At 72.7% G+C, this 17,102-nt stretch carries 15 protein-coding genes and 1 tRNA gene; 8 read left to right on the top strand and 8 right to left on the bottom strand.

Going from position 1 to position 17,102, the window contains the following annotated elements:
- Positions 1–116: 116 nt before the first annotated feature.
- From ACZ4V6_RS08305 to ACZ4V6_RS08285, 5 genes are all read right to left on the bottom strand, one after another.
- Positions 117–1,589: a peptidoglycan D,D-transpeptidase FtsI family protein gene (locus ACZ4V6_RS08305; protein WP_467823872.1), complete on the bottom strand. Its 1,473-nt coding sequence runs from the start codon at positions 1,587–1,589 to the stop codon at positions 117–119.
- Positions 1,586–3,031 (bottom strand): FtsW/RodA/SpoVE family cell cycle protein, encoded by a 1,446-nt coding sequence (locus ACZ4V6_RS08300; protein WP_467823869.1) that lies wholly within the window; start codon positions 3,029–3,031, stop codon positions 1,586–1,588. Before ACZ4V6_RS08300 ends, ACZ4V6_RS08305 begins: the two co-directional genes overlap by 4 nt.
- A 27-nt stretch (positions 3,032–3,058) precedes the next feature.
- Positions 3,059–4,606 (bottom strand): Stp1/IreP family PP2C-type Ser/Thr phosphatase, encoded by a 1,548-nt coding sequence (locus ACZ4V6_RS08295; RefSeq protein WP_467823867.1) that lies wholly within the window; start codon positions 4,604–4,606, stop codon positions 3,059–3,061.
- Positions 4,607–4,747: 141 nt separating this feature from the next.
- Positions 4,748–5,263, bottom strand: coding sequence for an antibiotic biosynthesis regulator FhaB (gene fhaB, locus ACZ4V6_RS08290; protein WP_467823864.1), 516 nt, complete (start codon positions 5,261–5,263; stop codon positions 4,748–4,750).
- 10 nt (positions 5,264–5,273) lie between these two features.
- Positions 5,274–6,143 carry an FhaA domain-containing protein gene (locus ACZ4V6_RS08285; RefSeq protein ID WP_467823861.1) on the bottom strand — a complete coding sequence of 290 codons (870 nt, stop codon included), beginning with the start codon at positions 6,141–6,143 and terminating at the stop codon, positions 5,274–5,276.
- Between the two features lie 494 nt (positions 6,144–6,637).
- Between ACZ4V6_RS08285 and ACZ4V6_RS08280 the strand changes: the two genes are divergently transcribed.
- A tRNA-Leu gene (locus ACZ4V6_RS08280) sits at positions 6,638–6,724 on the top strand.
- Between the two features lie 84 nt (positions 6,725–6,808).
- On the opposite strand, the gene ACZ4V6_RS08275 is transcribed toward ACZ4V6_RS08280, so the two are convergent.
- Entirely contained in the window at positions 6,809–7,654 is an 846-nt protein-coding gene (locus ACZ4V6_RS08275) for a dioxygenase family protein (protein ID WP_467823859.1), read from the bottom strand.
- A 377-nt stretch (positions 7,655–8,031) separates the two neighbouring features.
- Here ACZ4V6_RS08275 and ACZ4V6_RS08270 point away from each other — a divergent pair, with 377 nt between their 5' ends.
- Together ACZ4V6_RS08270 and ACZ4V6_RS08265 are read left to right on the top strand one after the other, a co-directional pair.
- On the top strand, positions 8,032–9,492 hold the full coding sequence (locus ACZ4V6_RS08270) for a DUF2252 domain-containing protein (protein WP_467823856.1): 1,461 nt from the start codon (positions 8,032–8,034) through the stop codon (positions 9,490–9,492).
- Positions 9,493–9,534: 42 nt separating this feature from the next.
- A complete protein-coding gene (locus ACZ4V6_RS08265) occupies positions 9,535–10,350 on the top strand; it encodes a J domain-containing protein (protein ID WP_467823854.1) in 816 nt (271 codons plus the stop codon).
- 58 nt (positions 10,351–10,408) lie between these two features.
- Here ACZ4V6_RS08265 and ACZ4V6_RS08260 read toward each other — a convergent pair whose 3' ends face one another.
- A complete protein-coding gene (locus ACZ4V6_RS08260; protein WP_467823852.1) occupies positions 10,409–11,377 on the bottom strand; it encodes a TrmB family transcriptional regulator in 969 nt (322 codons plus the stop codon).
- A 231-nt stretch (positions 11,378–11,608) separates the two neighbouring features.
- Here ACZ4V6_RS08260 and ACZ4V6_RS08255 point away from each other — a divergent pair, with 231 nt between their 5' ends.
- The 5 genes from ACZ4V6_RS08255 to ACZ4V6_RS08235 all read left to right on the top strand — a co-directional run bounded on the left by ACZ4V6_RS08255 (position 11,609) and on the right by ACZ4V6_RS08235 (position 15,305).
- Positions 11,609–11,800: a hypothetical protein gene (locus ACZ4V6_RS08255; protein WP_467823849.1), complete on the top strand. Its 192-nt coding sequence runs from the start codon at positions 11,609–11,611 to the stop codon at positions 11,798–11,800.
- A gap of 145 nt (positions 11,801–11,945) precedes the next feature.
- On the top strand, positions 11,946–12,275 hold the full coding sequence (locus tag ACZ4V6_RS08250) for a rhodanese-like domain-containing protein (protein ID WP_467824339.1): 330 nt from the start codon (positions 11,946–11,948) through the stop codon (positions 12,273–12,275).
- 227 nt (positions 12,276–12,502) lie between these two features.
- Positions 12,503–13,312 (top strand): DUF5819 family protein, encoded by an 810-nt coding sequence (locus ACZ4V6_RS08245; RefSeq protein WP_467823846.1) that lies wholly within the window; start codon positions 12,503–12,505, stop codon positions 13,310–13,312.
- Positions 13,309–14,526 carry an HTTM domain-containing protein gene (locus tag ACZ4V6_RS08240; protein WP_467823843.1) on the top strand — a complete coding sequence of 406 codons (1,218 nt, stop codon included), beginning with the start codon at positions 13,309–13,311 and terminating at the stop codon, positions 14,524–14,526. Before ACZ4V6_RS08245 ends, ACZ4V6_RS08240 begins: the two co-directional genes overlap by 4 nt.
- Positions 14,523–15,305 (top strand): TrmH family RNA methyltransferase, encoded by a 783-nt coding sequence (locus ACZ4V6_RS08235; RefSeq protein WP_467823841.1) that lies wholly within the window; start codon positions 14,523–14,525, stop codon positions 15,303–15,305. The genes ACZ4V6_RS08240 and ACZ4V6_RS08235 overlap by 4 nt, the downstream gene beginning before the upstream one ends.
- Before the next feature lies 1 nt (position 15,306).
- On the opposite strand, the gene paaN is transcribed toward ACZ4V6_RS08235, so the two are convergent.
- Positions 15,307–16,998 (bottom strand): phenylacetic acid degradation protein PaaN, encoded by a 1,692-nt coding sequence (gene paaN, locus ACZ4V6_RS08230; RefSeq protein ID WP_467823838.1) that lies wholly within the window; start codon positions 16,996–16,998, stop codon positions 15,307–15,309.
- Positions 16,999–17,102 lie beyond the last annotated feature (104 nt).

Here is a 17,102-nt window from a genome sequence, read left to right as displayed (position 1 = left end):
TACCCGGCTCGCTCTGTGCGACCTGGCCAAGCCCGGTACCCGATACAGGACCGGTATCGCAACGTGCGTCGATGTGAAGGGGACGTGAGCGGAGTCACGTCCCTCCCGGCGTCTGGTCACTTCTTGCTGTTGATGACGGCCTCCATCACGCTCTTCGCGATCGGGGCCGCGAGGCCGCCGCCGGAGATGTCGTCACGGCTGGCGTTCTCGTCCTCGATCACCACGGCGACGGCGACCGGCGAGCTGCCGTCGTCGGTCTTGGCGTACGAGATGAACCAGGCGTACGGGTTCTCGCTGTTGTCGACACCGTGCTGCGCGGTACCGGTCTTGCCGCCCACCTTGACGCCGTCGATCTGCGCGTTGGTTCCCGTGCCGTCCTCGACGACGGTCTCCATCATCGACTGCAGGATCTGGGCGTTCTCCGCGGAGAGCGGCTTGCTCATCTCCTGCGGGTCCGTCTTCTCGATGGTGTCGAGGCTGGGGGCCTGGAGTTCGTCGACCATGTACGGCTTCATCAGGGTGCCGTTGTTGGCGATGGCGGAGGTGACCATGGCCATCTGCAGCGGGGTGGCGGCGGTGTTGAACTGGCCGATGGAGGAGAGCGCGACCTGCGAGTCGTTCATGTCGTCGGAGAAGACCGAGGCGCTGGAGCGGACCGGGACGAACTGCTCCTCGGTGAAGCCGAACTTCTTGGCCGTCTCGAGCATCTTGTCGTTGCCGAGCTGGTAGCCGACCTTGCCGAAGACGGTGTTGCAGGAGACGCGCAGTGCCTCGCGGAGGGTGGCGTTCTCGCAGGGGATGTTGCCCTCGTTCTTCAGCGGGGTGGTGGTGCCGGGCATGATCCACGGCAGGGGGGAGTCGGTCTTCTCGTCCGCCGACTTGTACAAGCCGTGCTCGAGCGCCGCCGCGGCGGTGACCACCTTGAAGGTGGAGCCGGGCGGGTAGACCTCGCGCAGGGCGCGGTTGAGCATGGGCTTGTCGGGGTTGTTCTTCTCGATGATCTTGTTCCAGGCCTCGCCGTCCGCCTTGCTGCCGCCGGCGATCGTGGAGGGGTCGTACGAGGGGAACGAGGCCAGGGCGAGGATCTTGCCGGTGGAGGGTTCGATGGCGGCGACGGCGCCCTTGCCGCCCTGCTTCTTCAGGCCCTCGTAGGCGGCCTTCTGCGCGGCGCCGTTGAGGGTGGTGACGACGTTGCCGCCCTCGCGCTTCTTGCCGGTGAGCATGTCGAGGGTGTTGCGGAAGAAGAGCCGGTCGTCGTTGCCGGTGAGGATGCCGTCGTCGATGTTCTCGAGCTGGGTGGCGCCGTAGGCCTGGGAGACGTAGCCGGTGACGGGCGCCCACATGGCGCCGTCCTTGTAGGTGCGCTTGTACTTGAAGTCGCCCTTGGTGGTGGCGTGTCCGGTGATGGCCTTGCCGTCGACGATGATGTCGCCGCGGGGGCTGGCGTAGCGCTCGATGGCGACGCGGCGGTTGTCCTCGTGGGTCTTCAGTTCGTCGGCCTTGACGTACTGGAGCCAGTTGTCGCGGATGAGCAGGGTGAGGACCAGGAGGCCGCAGAAGATCGCGATGCGGCGCAGGGGCTTGTTCACGGTCGGACCACCTGGGTCATCTCGGCGTCGGGGTTGGCGGTGGGCGCGGGGGCCGGACGGCGTGCGGTGTCGCTGATGCGCAGCAGGATGCCGATCAGGACCCAGTTCGCGATGACGGAGGAGCCTCCGTAGGCGAGGAAGGGCATGGTCATGCCGGTGAGCGGGATGAGACCCATCACGCCGCCGGCGACGATGAAGACCTGGAGGGCGAAGGCGCCGGACAGGCCGACGGCGAGGAGCTTGCCGAAGGGGTCGCGGGCGGCGAGTGCGGTGCGGATGCCGCGCTCGACGATGAGGCCGTAGAGCAGGAAGAGGGCCATGAGGCCGGCCAGGCCGAGTTCCTCGCCGAAGGTGGCGAGGATGAAGTCGGAGTTGGCGGCGAAGCGGATCAGCTCGGAGTGGCCCTGGCCCCAGCCGCTGCCGAGGGTGCCGCCGGAGCCGAACGCCCACAGGGCCTGCATGGCCTGCTCGGAGTGGAGGATGCCGTCGCTGCTCCCCAGCCGACTGAGCTGGTACTCGTGGAAGGGATCGAGCCAGGCCTGCACACGGGTCTGGATGTGGGGTTCGAAGCTGGCCACGCCGACGGCGCCGACGGCGGACATCAGCAGGCCGAAGACGATCCAGCTGGTCCGCTCGGTGGCGACGTACAGCATGATCACGAACATGCCGAAGAACAGCAGCGAGGTGCCGAGGTCGGTCTCGAAGACGAGGATCAGGATGGAGATGACCCAGACGACGAGGATGGGCCCGAGGTCGCGGCCGCGGGGCAGGTAGAGGCCCATGAAGCGGCGGCTGGCGAGGGCGAGGGCGTCGCGCTTCACCATCAGGTAGCCGGCGAAGAAGACCGCGAGGACGATCTTGGCGAACTCGCCGGGCTGGATGGAGAAGGAACCGACCTGGATCCAGATCTTGGCGCCGTAGATGTTCTTGCCGAGGCCCGGGACCAGCGGGAGCAGCAGCAGGAACAGGGCGCCGACCATGGAGATGTAGGTGTAGCGCTGCAGGACGCGGTGGTCCTTGAGGAAGATCAGCACGGCGACGAACAGGGCGATGCCCATCGCGGTGTAGATCAGCTGGCGGGGTGCGGCGGTGCCGGCCTGGTCGATGCTCTGGAGCAGTTCGGACTGGTCCAGGCGCCAGATGGCGACGAGGCCGAGACCGTTGAGCAGGGTGGCCAGTGGCAGCAGCAGGGGGTCCGCGTAGGGCGCGAACTTGCGGACGACCAGGTGGCCGACGCCGGCCAGCAGGCCGAGTCCGAGGCCGTAGCTCAGCAGTCCGGCGGGTACCTCGTCGTTGAGGGCCAGGCCCACGTTGGCGTAGGCGAAGACCGGGATGACGACGGCGAACACCAGCAGGGCCAGCTCGGTGTTGCGGCGGCTGGGCGCGCCGATGGAACCGATCGTGGACGTGTGGTGCGTCGGCGAGTTGGAAGTACTGCTCATCGTGTGACGGGGCCTCTCACGGCTTGCCTACTGCTTACCGCACAGCGAGACGACCTTCTGCTCTTCCTCCGAGAGGCTGGGGCCGGGGCTGGTAGTGGGTGCGGTCGTGGACGGGGACGGGGAGGATTCGGGCGTCTTCGGTGACTCCGACGCGGTCGGTGTCGGTGTGGCCTTGGACGTGAAGGAGGCGGGAGTGGTTCCCGTGGTGCCTCCGGCCTCGCCTTCGCCCGTCTTCGCGTTCTCGCTGTCCGCGGCACGCCGCTCGGCCTGCTTCCGGCAGGCGGAGGCCTGTACCGACAGCTCTTCGATCTTCGCCCGGGCGTCGTTCAGGTCGCCTTCGGCGATCGTCGACTCGACGAGCTTCTGCTGGTAGGGCGGCAGGTACTTGAGTTCGATCTCGGGGTGGTCCTTCTGGACCTTGGACAGCGAGACCCAGGCCAGGTCCTGGCTGATGCCCCGGTACAGGGCGACGTGGTCGTCGTTGGTGCCGACGTAGTACTGGGTCTGGGTCCAGCGCCAGCCGCCGTAGAGGCCGCCGCCGATGACGGCGAGGGCGAGCACGGTGTAGAGGGACCGCTTGAGCCACCTGTGGTTCTTGCGGGGCTTGACGAAGTCGCCGTCGCCGTAGTCCCCGAAGCCGTCGGCGGGGATGTAGCCGGTGGTGTCGCCGCTGCCGGGCGGTCCGAACTCGCCGCCCGCGCCGTGCCGGCCGCCGCCCTGGCGGCCGAGGCCGGCGGCGCGTCCGGCCGGGGTCTGCATGATGCCGTTGTCGCCGAACTGGGCCTGGTTCTCGGCGACGGCGCCGACGACGACGGGCGTGTCGGAGAGCTGGCCGGCGAGGGTGTCACCGGTGTCGAGGTCGAGGACGTCGGCGACGATGACGGTGATGTTGTCGGGGCCGCCGCCGCGCAGGGCGAGCTGGATCAGCTCCTGCACGGTCTCCTGGGGGCCCTGGTAGCTGGCGAGGGTGTCCTCGAGCGTCTGGTGGGAGACGACGCCGGAGAGTCCGTCGGAGCAGATGAGGTAGCGGTCGCCGGCCCGTACCTCGCGGATGGACAGGTCGGGCTCGACGTGGTCGCCGCTGCCGAGGGCGCGCATCAGCAGGGAGCGCTGCGGGTGGGTGCCGGCCTCCTCCTCGGTGATGCGCCCCTCGTCGACGAGGCGCTGCACCCAGGTGTGGTCCTGGGTGATCTGCGTGAGGACGCCGTCGCGCAGGAGGTAGGCGCGGGAGTCGCCGACGTGGACGAGGCCGAGGCGCTGACCGGTCCAGAGCAGGGCGGTGAGGGTGGTGCCCATGCCTTCGAGGGCCGGGTCCTCCTCGACCATGTGCCGCAGCTGGTCGTTGGCGCGCTGCACGGCGGTGCCGAGCGAGGTGAGGATGTCGGAACCGGGCACGTCGTCGTCGAGGGCGACGATGGTGGAGATCACCTCGGAGGAGGCGACCTCTCCGGCGGCCTGGCCGCCCATGCCGTCGGCGATGGCGAGCAGGCGGGGGCCGGCGTAACCGGAGTCCTCGTTGCCCTCCCGGATCATGCCCTTGTGCGATCCGGCGGCGAAACGCAGTGACAGACTCATGCGCACCTCGCCCGTCGGCTCCGAATGCAGCCGGTCGTGTCGAGCCACACTGCCCACCCTCCGGTCGGGAGCGCGCCGTGGCCCGGGGTGCCGGCCGCCGCTGCGTGCTCGCTCCGCTCGCGCTCATTCATTGGTGTAGCACTACTTCCGCAGCTCGATGACGGTCTTGCCGATGCGGATCGGCGCCCCCGGGCCGATGGGTGTGGGGGACGTCAGCCGGGACCGGTCCAGGTAGGTGCCGTTGGTGGAGCCCAGGTCCTCGACGATCCACTGTCCGTCGCGGTCCGGGTAGATCCTGGCATGGCGGCTGGAGGCGTAGTCGTCGTCCAGCACGATCGTCGAGTCGTGCGCCCGGCCGAGCGTGATGGTCTGGCCCTGGAGGGCGACGGTGGTGCCGGTGAGGGTGCCCTCCGTCACGACGAGTTTGGTGGGAGCGCCCCGGCGGCCCCGGCCGCCGCTCGGCTGCTGGCGCTGCGGTGGAGGCGCCTGGCCCTGGCGCGCGGCCTGCTGCGGTCGTGCGGCGTCGCGCCGCGCCCCGCGCTGGGTGACCCGCGTACCGAACAGGTCGCTGCGGATGACCTGCACGGCCACGATCACGAACAGCCACAGTACGGCCAGGAAACCCAGCCGCATGACCGTGAGGGTCAGCTCTGACATTGCCCCCGGATCACCCTTCGGCTTGCCTATAGATAACGGTGGTGCTGCCCACGACGATCCGCGAGCCGTCGCGGAGCGTAGCGCGGGTGGTGTGCTGCCCGTCCACCACGATGCCGTTGGTGGACCCGAGGTCCTGGATCGTCGAGGGCGTTCCGGTCCGGATCTCGCAGTGCCGGCGGGAGACGCCGGGGTCGTCGATCCGCACGTCGGCCTCGGTGCTGCGCCCGAGGACGAGGGTCGCGCGGGAGATCTGGTGGCGGGTGCCGTTGATCTCGATCCAGTGGCGGGTGCGGGCGCCGGGCGCGGGTGCGGCCGGGGGCTGCTGGGCGCCCGCGGGCTGCGGGTAGCCGTAACCGCCGGGGCGTCCGCCGGGCGGCGGAGCGGCGGGCATGGGCGGGGCGCCGGCGGGCGGGTAGCCGTAGCCGCCGCCCGGTGCGCCGGGCCGTCCGGAGGGAGCGGGGGGCGCGGCGGGTCCCGAGGGCCCCGGGCCGCCCTGCTGACTGCTGGAGGAGGCGAGCGTACGGCTGCGGACCCGGTACAGGCCGGTGTCGAGGTCGTCCGCCTTCTCCAGGTGGACCTTGATCGGTCCCATGAAGGTGTAGCGCTGCTGCTTGGCGTAGTCGCGCACCATTCCGGCGAGCTCGTCGCCGAGCTGGCCGGAGTAGGGGCTGAGGCGCTCGAAGTCGGGCGTGCTCAGCTCGACGATGAAGTCATTGGGCACGACGGTGCGGTCGCGGTTCCAGATGGTCGCGTTGTTGTCGCATTCGCGCTGGAGCGCTCCCGCGATCTCCACGGGCTGCACCTCGGACTTGAACACCTTCGCGAAGGTGCCGTTGACCAGACCTTCGAGACGCTGCTCGAACTTCTTCAGGACTCCCATGGGGCACCTCCTCCGTCGCTGCCGTCCTGTCCACTGCCTTGCGTACTGCCTGTCGTGCGGCGTGTGCGCGCACTGTCCACCTGGTACTGCTTACTGATCGTATCCACGCACCGGTCGATCGGCTGGTTCCCCCTGTCGGCCCCGTCGACGGGTGTCGACGCCTCTCGGAGTTCCCGCTGGAGCTCCCTTCCGAACTCCCCGGGCCGTTCGGAACGTGCTCCCGCCCGCCCGTATTCATGCCCAGGATCGTAGAGGCGGCCGTGGACCAGTGTCCCGCACCCGGCTGCGGTCCCCTACCGGCTCCTGGGGAGACGGGCGGGACCGGTACGAGGTTGATACGTGAACGGACACGGACCGGTGCGAGTGCCCGGCCGGCGCGGGAGGCCGGTCCGCCCGCTGACAAGGGATGTGAACCGACCCCGGACAGCGTGCTAATGTTCTGGATGTCGGAAGGCGCCGGGCCGAAAGGAACGGAGCCCGAAGACACACCCAATGCGCGGGTGGCGGAATAGGCAGACGCGCTGGATTCAGGTTCCAGTGCCCGCAAGGGCGTGGGGGTTCAACTCCCCCCTCGCGCACCAGACGGAAGCCCCCAGGTCTCGGACCTGGGGGCTTCCGCGTTGTCGGGGAGGACCTCCTGTGAGGAAGGTCTCACCGGCGAGGTGTCACTCGCGTCGCCACAGGGCGGGGACGTTGGGCGGCTCCCAGCCGGGCATCGAGGTGTGGGCCTGCAGGCAGCGGTAGGCGGCGGAGCCGTACGTGACCCGGTCGTCGGCCTTGTAGGCGCGGCCAGCGGCCCAGGTGCCGCCCGGGGGATCGGTCGGCGGGTCGGTGGGCGGGTCCGTCGGGCCCGGGGTGCCGTCCACGTTCAGCACGAAGTCGAACGTGGCCTCCTTGCCGCCGCCGGCGTCGCGGACGTTCATCAGCAGTGCCGGGTCGAAGATGGTGTCCGTGCTGTTGCGCGGTTCGCCCGGGAAGTAGAGCTGGGTCGTCAGCACCGGCCTGCCGGGGGCCTGGGCCTTGACGTGGATGTGCCGGGTGCGGCCCGGGTAGAGGCCGGGGACGATCGTGCGCAGGACGAACGCGCCGGTCGAGTCGGTGAACTGGTGGCCGCGGAACCTGTACCCGGCCATGTCGTAGGCGCCCGCGTTGTCGGCCTGCCAGAAGTCGAGCAGGACGCCGGGCAGGGGCACGCAGTTGCGGCCGAAGACGTAGCCGCTGACCGTCAGCCGGGTGCCGGCGGTGCCCGAGGCGGCCAGGTCGGTGCGCAGCGGGGAGTTCGGCTTGAAGTAGGGCCCCTCCATCTGGTCGGGCGTGGGGTCGTCGCCGTCGTCGCAGAAGGGTGTCGGTGTCAGGGTCGTGCCCGGTGCGCGGGCGGAGTCCCGGGCGAGGGCGACGGCGCCGGTGGCGAGCAGCGGGACGGCGGCGCCGGCGGCGACGGCCGCCCGGAGCAGGGTCTTGCGGCTGATGCCGGGATCGGCGCCGGGATCGTCGGGGGTGGGGGGTGTCATGGCGGGCTCCTGGGTCTCCTCGGTGGGGGCAGCCCCTGGGGAAGAGGGCGGACGGGACGTGCACGACACGGAGCGCGTCCCCCGGGCGCGGGGCAGGCTGGGTGCTTCGGAGGACGCGCTCCCGTGGTGATCGCCGAAACCGTAAGCCGCGCCGGGGGGCCGGGGGGACCTCCCGTTCCGCCCCCTTCCCGGCGTTATGGGGAGGTGAGGCGGAGCCCGTGCACGGGCGGGGCGGCCGGCTGTACCGTCGTGCCGCGTCAGCGGTGGCGCGCCGGGTGCGCCCGGGGAGCGCGGGCCGCGGGGAGCGCGGGACGGGTCCGCCGTGGTGCGCCGGGGCGGGCGCGTGGGCCGGTACAGGAGTCGGGGAGGACGGTCGGATGGCCGGAACGAGGGCGGGGACGCACACCGGGGCGGCGGCGGACGGGGCCGGCGCGGGGACCAGCGCGGTGCGGGCGGGGCGGATCCCCCGGGTGCCGGGGTTCGCGCGGTGGCCCGCCGACGGGTCGCCGAGGGCGGAGGGCAAGGCGCTGCGCGGACGCGTCCCGCGGTCCGCGCACGCCGCCTTCGCCCCGGACGGGGCCCGGCCGGACGCCGTGAGCGCGGTCGAGGAGTCCCACCGGGGCCGGATACCCGGGCTCACCCCGATACGGACCGGACGGATGGCGGCCACGCCGTTCGCCTTCCTGCGCGGGTCGGCGGGCCTGATGGCGTACGACCTGGCGCGCACGCCGGTGACGGGCATCGGCGCCCAGATCTGCGGCGACGCCCACGCGGCCAACTTCGGTCTCTACGGGGACGCCCGCGGCGGTCTGGTCATCGACCTGAACGACTTCGACGAGACGGTCCACGGCCCCTGGGAGTGGGACCTCAAGCGGCTCGCCGCCTCGCTGGTGCTCGCGGGCCGGGAGGCCGGCGCCGACGAGGACACCTGCCGGGAAGCGGCCCACGACGCGGCCGGCGCCTACCGGCGCACCATGCGCCTGCTGGCCCGGCTGCCCGCGCTGGACGCCTGGAACGCCATCGCCGACGAGGAACTCGTCTCCCACACCGACGCCCACGACCTGCTCGGCACGCTGGAGCGGGTGAGCGAGAAGGCGCGGGCCAACACCAGCGGCCGGTTCGCGGCCAGGGCGACCGAGGCCACCGAGGACGGCGGGCGCCGCTTCGTCGACGCGCCACCGGTGCTGCGCCGGGTGCCGGACCGGGAGGCGGCGGCGGTCGCGGCCTGCCTGGAGCCCTACCTGGCGACCCTGCCCGAGGACCGGCTGCCGCTGCTGGCCCGGTACGCGGTGCACGACGTCGCCTTCCGCGTCGTCGGCACGGGCAGCGTGGGCACGCGGTCGTACGTCGTGCTGCTCCTGGACCACCGGGGCGAGCCGCTGGTGCTCCAGGTGAAGGAGGCCCGGCCCTCCGCGCTGGAACCCCATCTGGTGACCGCCGGTTTCGACGTGCCCGAGGTCGCGCACGAGGGCCGCCGGGTGGTGCTCGGGCAGAAGCGCATGCAGGTGGTCAGCGACATGCTGCTCGGCTGGACCTCGATCGACGGGCGGCCCTTCCAGGTGCGGCAGTTCCGCAACCGCAAGGGCAGCGTCGACCCCGCCGCCCTGGCCGCCGACCAGCTCGACGACTACGGCCGGATGACCGGTGCCCTGCTGGCCCGCGCCCACGCCCACAGCGCCGACCCGCGCCTGGTCGCCGGCTACTGCGGCAAGAACGAGGAGCTGGACGAGGCGGTGGCCGCCTTCGCCCTGGCCTACGCCGACCGCACCGAGGCGGACCACGCCGAACTGCTCGCCGCGGTGCGCTCGGGCCGGGTCGCGGCCGAGACGGGGGTGTGAGGGAGCTTCGGCGGCGGGCGGACGGTGCCCTAGGCTGGTCGGGTGACGACCCCGGAAGCTGCTGAGCCCGAGCAGGGTGGCGCGCCGCGGCCCGAGGAGCGGCTGGAGCGGGCCGTACGGGCCGCCGAGCAGGCGCTCATCGAGTACGAGATCGCGCTGGAGACCTTCCGCGTGGAGGTGGAGAACTTCTCGCGGCTGCACGAACAGCGGCTCGGCCCGGTGTACGCGCGGCTCGAGGAGCTGGAGGCGCAGATCCTGGAGGCCAGGGCGGCCCGCAGCGGCGACCCCGAGGACCGCCGCCGGGCCGACGAGGCACGGGCCCGGCTGATGCCGATCCCCGGGGTCGAGGAGCTGCTGCACGGCTGGATGGACGGGGACGGGCTGTTCCCGGAGGCCACCGCGATGCTCACGGGCCAGGCGGTACGGCCCCCCCAGCGGGTCCGGCCGAGCGAGGAGGCCCGCCGGCTCTACCGCGAGCTGGCCCGCAAGGCCCATCCCGACCTGGCCCAGGAGGACGACGAGCGGGTCCGGCGCGAGGAGTTCATCACCCGGGTCAACGCCGCCTACGCCCGCGGCGACGAGGCGGAACTGCGGACGCTGGCCGAGGAGTGGGCCGCGGGCCCGGCGCCCGAGCGGCGGCCGAGCCGCGGCGAGGAGCTGTACGCGCGCCTCGAGTGGCTCGACCGGCGCAAGGAACTGCTCACCGTGCTCGCCAGGGAACTGGAGGAGAGCGCGATCGGCGCCATGCTCAGGCTGGCCCCGGACGACCCCGACCGGCTGCTGGAGGAGATCGCCGGGCAGCTGGCGGCCCAGGTGGGCGAGCGGGAGGCCGAGCTGGCGGGGCTGCTGGGGCGGTAGCCCCGCCGCCGTGGGGCACCGGCACCGGCCCGGTGCCCCACGGCCGCTCCGATCCGTCTCAGAGCCAGCCGCGTTCACGGGCGAGCAGGGCGGCCTGGAAGCGGTTGGCGGCCTGCAGGCGGGTCATGAGGGACGCCACGTGCTTGCGGTAGGTCCGTACCGAGATGCCGAGGTCGCGGGCGCCGCTCTCGTCCTTGTCCGCGGTGCGGAGCGACGTGAGGATCCGGCGCTCGATCCCGGTGGGCGGCTCGTCGTCCGGCGCCGGCAGCTCCTGCGCCACGGCCCACATGCGGTCGAACAGGGTGACGAGGGTGGCCACGAGGCCGGGCTCCCGGGTCAGCAGGGCGCCCTTGGCGGTGTGCGCCGGGTCGAGGGGGGTGAGCGCCGCGGCCCTGTCGCAGATGATCATGCGTTCCAGGGGCTGATGCGAGATCCGGATCTCCGCGCCCCTGCCGGCCAGTTCGCGCAGGTACGCCATGGTGGCCCGGTCGTCCAGGGCGGGGGCGGCCATCAGGGTGCGCATGCGTACGCCGCGGCGCAGGACGCGCAGGTCGATGGGGCGTGAGAAGTCGGCCGACTCCCGGCTGATGAGGCCGGTGGGATTGGTGGTGAGGCTCTCGCTGCGGGCGAAGAAGGTCAGCTCGTCGATGACGGCGCGCACGGCCTCCATGCCCTCGATCTGCTGGACGGCCGGGACGTCCTCCGGCGGCCGCGGTGCCGGGGCGCTCGCGCGTTCCCGCTGGAGCGACGCGACCACGCCACCCGTGCGGGCGGCCTGTTCCAGTTCCTCCCGCAGGGCGTCGAGCCGGCCGGCGATGAGGTGCTCGACCGCCTGCGCGGGGGCGACCGGGCGCAGCACGCCGGTGTGGGTGCGGACGGCCAGACCCAGTCCGACCAGACGGCCGGCGGTCCCGGTCCCGGCGTCGGCCCGGTCACGGTCGTCGTCCACGTCCTGGCGCAGCAGCCGGCGGTAGAGGGATTCCTCGGCCTCGGTGACGCCGAGGAATCCCAGACATGGCTGCGACACGGTCCCTCCATGTGTGCACGACCTGTTGATCTTCCCCCAAGGCATACATCGGGTGGCGCCCGCGGCACCATGCCGGCGGACGGCGTCCGCGGGGGCCCGGGGGGACGTCCGGGCGGCCGCCGGTGCAGGAAGCGGCACGAAGGCGGTGCAGCAAGCTGCGCGCCGGCCGTCTCGTCCGGAGGCGGCCGCACCGCCAGAGTTGTTCCAGGTCCGTCCCGAGGAGAGAGCATCATGAGCGACACCGACCGCACGAACAGCACCGTCCTGACCGCCGCCCTCGTCGCGGTCCTCTGCGGCGCCGAGGCCGCCGTGGCCGGCAGCGACATGGGCGACGGGGCCCGCTACGGCCTGGGCGCCGTCATCCTGGCCGCCCTGCTGGCGGCCGTCTTCCGGCTGAGCCGGTCCCGGCGTTCCTCCCGCTGACCGCACGGGACGGGTCCGGCCCGGCGCCGCCGTGCGGTGGGTCCGGGCCTGACGTGCGGCGACGCCTCCGGCTGCCGTGCACGGTGGTCCGTCCGGCCGGACCACCGCGTCGGGTAGCGTCGGGGACATGAGTTTTGGAGCTGGTGTGCCCACGGTCCGGGTCACGGACCTCGAGGACGGCGACTTCCTGCTGGACGTCCGCGAGGACGACGAGTGGCAGGCGGGCCACGCCGCCGGGGCCCTGCACATCCCCATCAGCGAGTTCGTCGCCCGCTACGGCGAGCTGACCGAGGCGGCGCCCGAGGACGGCCGGGTCCACGTGATCTGCCGCTCCGGCGGGCGCTCGGCCCAGGTCACCATGTACCTGGTCCGGCAGGGCATCGACGCCGTGAACGTCGACGGCGGCATGCAGGTGTGGGCCGCCGCCGGCCGGCCCGTCGTGGACGACAAGGGCGAGCCGGGGCACGTCCTCTAGCGGTCGCAGCGGTCCCGGCTGTCCCGGCGGTCCGCGCGCCGGTCACGGTCCGCGGTACCGGCGCGGGTGTGGCGACGGCCACCCCGCGGCCGGTCCGCCGGGGGCTGTGCCGGCGGTCCGTCCTGAGTACCGTTCCGGTTCGAGCGTCGCGGAGCACCCGCACCAGCGGTGTCGCGCGGCGCCCCGCGGCAGGGCGGGCGGGAAGACGGACCGGGGAACGGGGCGGAATGGACGCGCAGGACACAGGCTCGGACGCCCGGCGGGGGCCGGACGGGCCGGGCGGACCCGCCGGACCGCCCGGGGCGCGTACCGGACCGTCCGGCGCCGCCGCGTCCGCCGGGGAGCCCGTGCCGCCGGCCGCCGCCCCCGCGGCGGACACCGGTCCTCTCCGCACCGGGGTCGCCGCGCTCTCCCCGCGCTACCAGGCCGGCGCCGTGCTCGCGCTCGCCGTCGTCGCGGCCGCCGTCTGCGTCCACGTCGGGCTGACGTTCCTGCACGTCGCCCCGGCGAACACCCTGTCCAAGCAGCACGCCTCCGTGGTCGACGCGTGGGTCTACCCGGAGTTCGAGCAGAACTGGAAGCTCTTCGCGCCCAATCCGCTCCAGCAGAACATCTCCGTCCAGGTCCGCGCCGAGGTGAGCACGGCGGACGGCGGCGTACGGACCACCGGCTGGTACGACCTGTCCGCCGAGGACGGCCGGGCCATCGACGGCAATCCGCTGCCGAGCCACACCCAGCAGAACGAGCTGCGCCGGGCCTGGGACTTCTTCGTCGCCACCCACGACTCCGACAACCGTCCGGTGGGCCTGCGGGGCACCCTGTCCGAGGCCTATCTGCGCCGTGTCGCGGTCCTGCGGCTGGGCCGCGGCGACGCCGCGGGACCGGGCGACGCCGTCCGGCGCGTCCAGTACCGCTCCCGGACGACCGCTGTGCCGCCGCCCGACTGGAGCGGTGAGAAGGTCTCCGACCGGCCGGTCTACCGGGAGCTGCCCTGGTGGCAGGTGCCCGCCGGCGAGGCGGAGGGAGGCGTCGCGTGAACGGTCTCGCCCTGTCGGTCTCGCGCGCCGTCGCCCGCGTCACCGGATCCGCGCTCGGCCCGTACCAGACCGCCGTGATCCGCATCGGCTTCAGCGCGACCTGGCTGCTCTTCCTGCTCCGCGAGTTCCCCCACCGCCACGAGCTGTACGGCCCGGACGGCCCCTGGAGCCACGACCTCGCCGAGCAGCTGATCTCGGCCAACGGCGCGTTCACGGCGTTGATGTGGGGGGACGGCACGGCCTGGTTCGAGGCCGTCTACGCGCTGTCCGTGCTGAGCAGCCTGCTGTTGCTGCTGGGGTGGCGGACGCGCACCGCGTCGGTGCTCTTCATGGTCGGCGTGCTCTCGCTGCAGAACCGCAGCATCTTCATGGGGGACGGCGGCGACAACGTCCTGCACCTGATGAGCATCTACCTGGTCCTCACCCGCTGCGGCCTGGTGTGGTCGCTGGACGCGCGCCGGGCACGGCTCGCGGGCGAGGCACGCGCGCGGGGGGAGCGCGTCGTGGACCGGACCGGGCCCGCCCTGTGGGCGGTGCTCGGGTTCGCGCTGCTCACGGCGACGCTGGCGGGACGGCTCGACGGCGACCCGCTCGTCCCGGTGCTGCTGTGGGCGGTGTGGTCGGCGCAGGGCCTGTGGTGGTGTGTGGGGCGGTGGGCCAGGAGCGGTGAGCCGCGGATCCTGCTCGACGTCGTCGCCGACATCGTGCACAACGGCGCCCTGCTGGTGATCATGGCGGAGGCCTGCCTGATCTACGCGACCGCCGGCTGGTACAAGATCCAGGGCTCGCGCTGGCAGGACGGCACCGCGGTCCACTACCCCCTCCACCTGGACTACTTCTCGCCCTGGCCCGGTCTCTCCGAGGCGCTGGCCGCCAACGGCACGATGGTCATGCTCGTCACGTACGGCACGGTCGCCGTCCAGGTCGCCTTCCCGTTCACGCTCTTCAACCGGCGGATCAAGAACGTCCTGCTGGTCGCCATGATCACCGAGCACGTGGTGATCGCCGTGGTGCTCGGGCTGCCGTTCTTCTCGCTGGCGATGATCGCCGCCGACACGGTCTTCCTGCCGACCTCGTTCCTGCGCCGCCTGGGCGGGTGGGCGGCACGCGCGCGGGGCCGCCTGGCGGGGGGCGGGGCCGGCCGGGGGAAGGTGCCGGCGCCCCGTGCCGCCCGGGAGGACGCCGAGCGGGCGCACGTAGGCTTCACGGCATGACCGACCCCGCCCCCGGGCCCCGCCCCGGCGCCCTTTCCGTCTGGCGCGGGCACGCCGACACGTGTGTGCTGCTCGACGGCTTCCACGCCCTCAAGCACGCGCTGCGTTTCGGCGCCGTCGTCCCGGTGGCCGTCACCAGCGACCGCGCGGGCGTCCTCGCCCTCGCCGACGAACTGGCCCCGGACGTCCGCCGGGCGCTGGACGGTCTGCTGGCCGAGGTGCCGCACGCGGCGTACACGTCCCTCGTGCCGCGCCCGCACCCCACCGCGGTGGCCGCCCTGGCCGTACGTCCCTCGCGCGAGGCCGCGCTGCGGACGCTGGCGCACACGCCCCGCACCAGCCCCGTCGTGGTCCTCGACCAGCCGCGCAACCTCGGCAACGCGGGTGCGGTGATCCGGCTGGCCGCCGGTTTCGGGGCGACCGGCGTGGTCACCACGGGCCCGCTCGACCCCTGGCACCCCACGGTGGTGCGCGGCGGGGCGGGGCTGCACTTCGCGACCGCCGTGGAGCGGCTGGACGCGGCACGGCTGCCGCCCGGGCCGGTGTTCGCGCTGGACCCGGAGGGCGAGGACATCCGTGGGATGAGGCTGCCCGACGACGCGCTGCTCGCCTTCGGCTCCGAGCGCAGCGGGCTGTCGGGGGAGCTGCGCGCGCGGGCCGACCACCTGGTGGCGCTGCCGATGCGCCCCCAGGTATCCAGCTACAACCTCGCGACCAGCGTGGCCATGACGCTGTACCACTGGAGTGCCGCCGGGGGCGCGTCGCCCGCGTCCGACTAGGTCAGGCCTGGCGCCGGACCTCCACCACCCGGAAGCGGTTCGCGACGAACGCCCCGTCGCACAGGGCCGCGTTGGCGGCCGGGTTGCCGCCCGAACCGTGGAAGTCGGAGAAGGCGGCCGTCTGGTTGACGTACACCCCGCCGGTGAGGTTGAGGGAGAGCTGGGCCGCCTCCTCCAGACAGACCTCCTGCACGGCCTGCTCGACCTCCGGATCGGTCGTGTACGCGCCGACGGTCATCGCGCCCTTCTCCCGGATGCTGCGGCGCAGCAGGTCCACCGCGTGCGCGGCGGAGTCGACGGCGACGGCGAAGGAGACGGGGCCGAAGCACTCGCTGGTCCAGGCGGCCTCGTCGTCGGGCTTGGCGCCGTCCAGCTTGACGATCACCGGGGTGCGCACGACCGCGTCCGGGAAGTCCGGGTTGGCCACCTCGCGGGAGGCGAGGGCGACCTCGCCGAGGCCGGCGGCGGCCTCCAGGCGGGCCTTCACGTCCGGGTTGACGATCGCGCCGAGCAGGGCGTTGGCGCGGGCGTCGTCGCCGAGGAGGCCGTCGACGGCGCGGGCCAGGTCGGCGGTGACCTCGTCGTAGGACTTGTCGCCCTGGTCGGTGCGGAGGCCGTCGCGGGGGATCAGCAGGTTCTGCGGGGTGGTGCACATCTGGCCGCTGTAGAGGGACAGCGAGAAGGCCAGGTTGGAGAGCATCCCCTTGTAGTCGTCGGTCGACTCCACGATCACCGTGTTGACGCCGGCCTTCTCCGTGTAGACCTGTGCCTGGCGGGCGTTGGCCTCCAGCCAGTCGCCGAAGGCGGTGGAGCCGGTGTAGTCGATGATCCGGATCTCGGGGCGGGTCGCCAGCGTCTTGGCGATGCCCTCGCCGGGGCGCTCGGCGGCCAGCGCGACCAGGTTCGGGTCGAAGCCCGCCTCGGCGAGGACGTCGCGGGCGATCCGGACGGTGAGGGCGAGCGGCAGCACCGCGCGCGGGTGGGGCTTGACCAGGACCGCGTTGCCGGTGGCGAGGGAGGCGAACAGGCCCGGGTAGCCGTTCCAGGTCGGGAAGGTGTTGCAGCCGATGACCAGGCCGATGCCGCGCGGGACCGGCGTGAACCGCTTGGTCAGCTCCAGCGGATCGCGCTTGCCCTGCGGCTTGCTCCACCGAGCCGTGCCGGGGGTGCGGACCTGCTCGGCGTACGCGTAGGCCACCGCCTCCAGGCCGCGGTCCTGCGCGTGGGGGCCGCCCGCCTGGAAGGCCATCATGAAGGCCTGTCCGGAGGTGTGCATGACGGCCTGCGCGAACTCCGTCGTCCGGTCGGCGATCCGCCCGAGGATCTCCAGGCAGACCATCGCGCGCAGCTCCGCGCCCGCGTCCCGCCAGGCCCCCTGGCCGGCCCGCATCGCGGGCAGCAGCACGTCGGGGTCCGCGTGCGGGTACTCCACGCCCAGCTCGATGCCGTACGGGGAGACCTCGCCGCCGACCCAGTCGTCGGTGCCGGGCTGGCCGAGGTCGAGGCGGGTGCCGAGCAGGGCGTCGAAGGCGGCCTTGCCCGCGGCCATGTCCAGGCTGCCGTTCTCCCCGTAGGCCTTGGGGTGCTCGGGGTGGGGGGACCAGTACGCGCGCGTGCGGATCGTCTCCAGCGCCTGGTCCAGCGTCGGCCGGTGCCGGTCGATCAGCTGGGGCGCGGTGAGTTCGGCGGCCATGCGGGACCAACTCCTCGTCTCACGAGCTCTCCGTCGAGTCGTGACCTGGGGGAAACCTGGGCAGAAACAAGCGGACACGGCTAGAGTAACCGAACGATCGGTCG

The sequence above is a fragment of the Streptomyces sp. NPDC029152 genome (genome assembly GCF_055564355.1).
The sequence above is the reverse complement of the archived record's forward strand: the minus strand, read 5'-3'. Positions and strand labels throughout refer to the sequence as shown.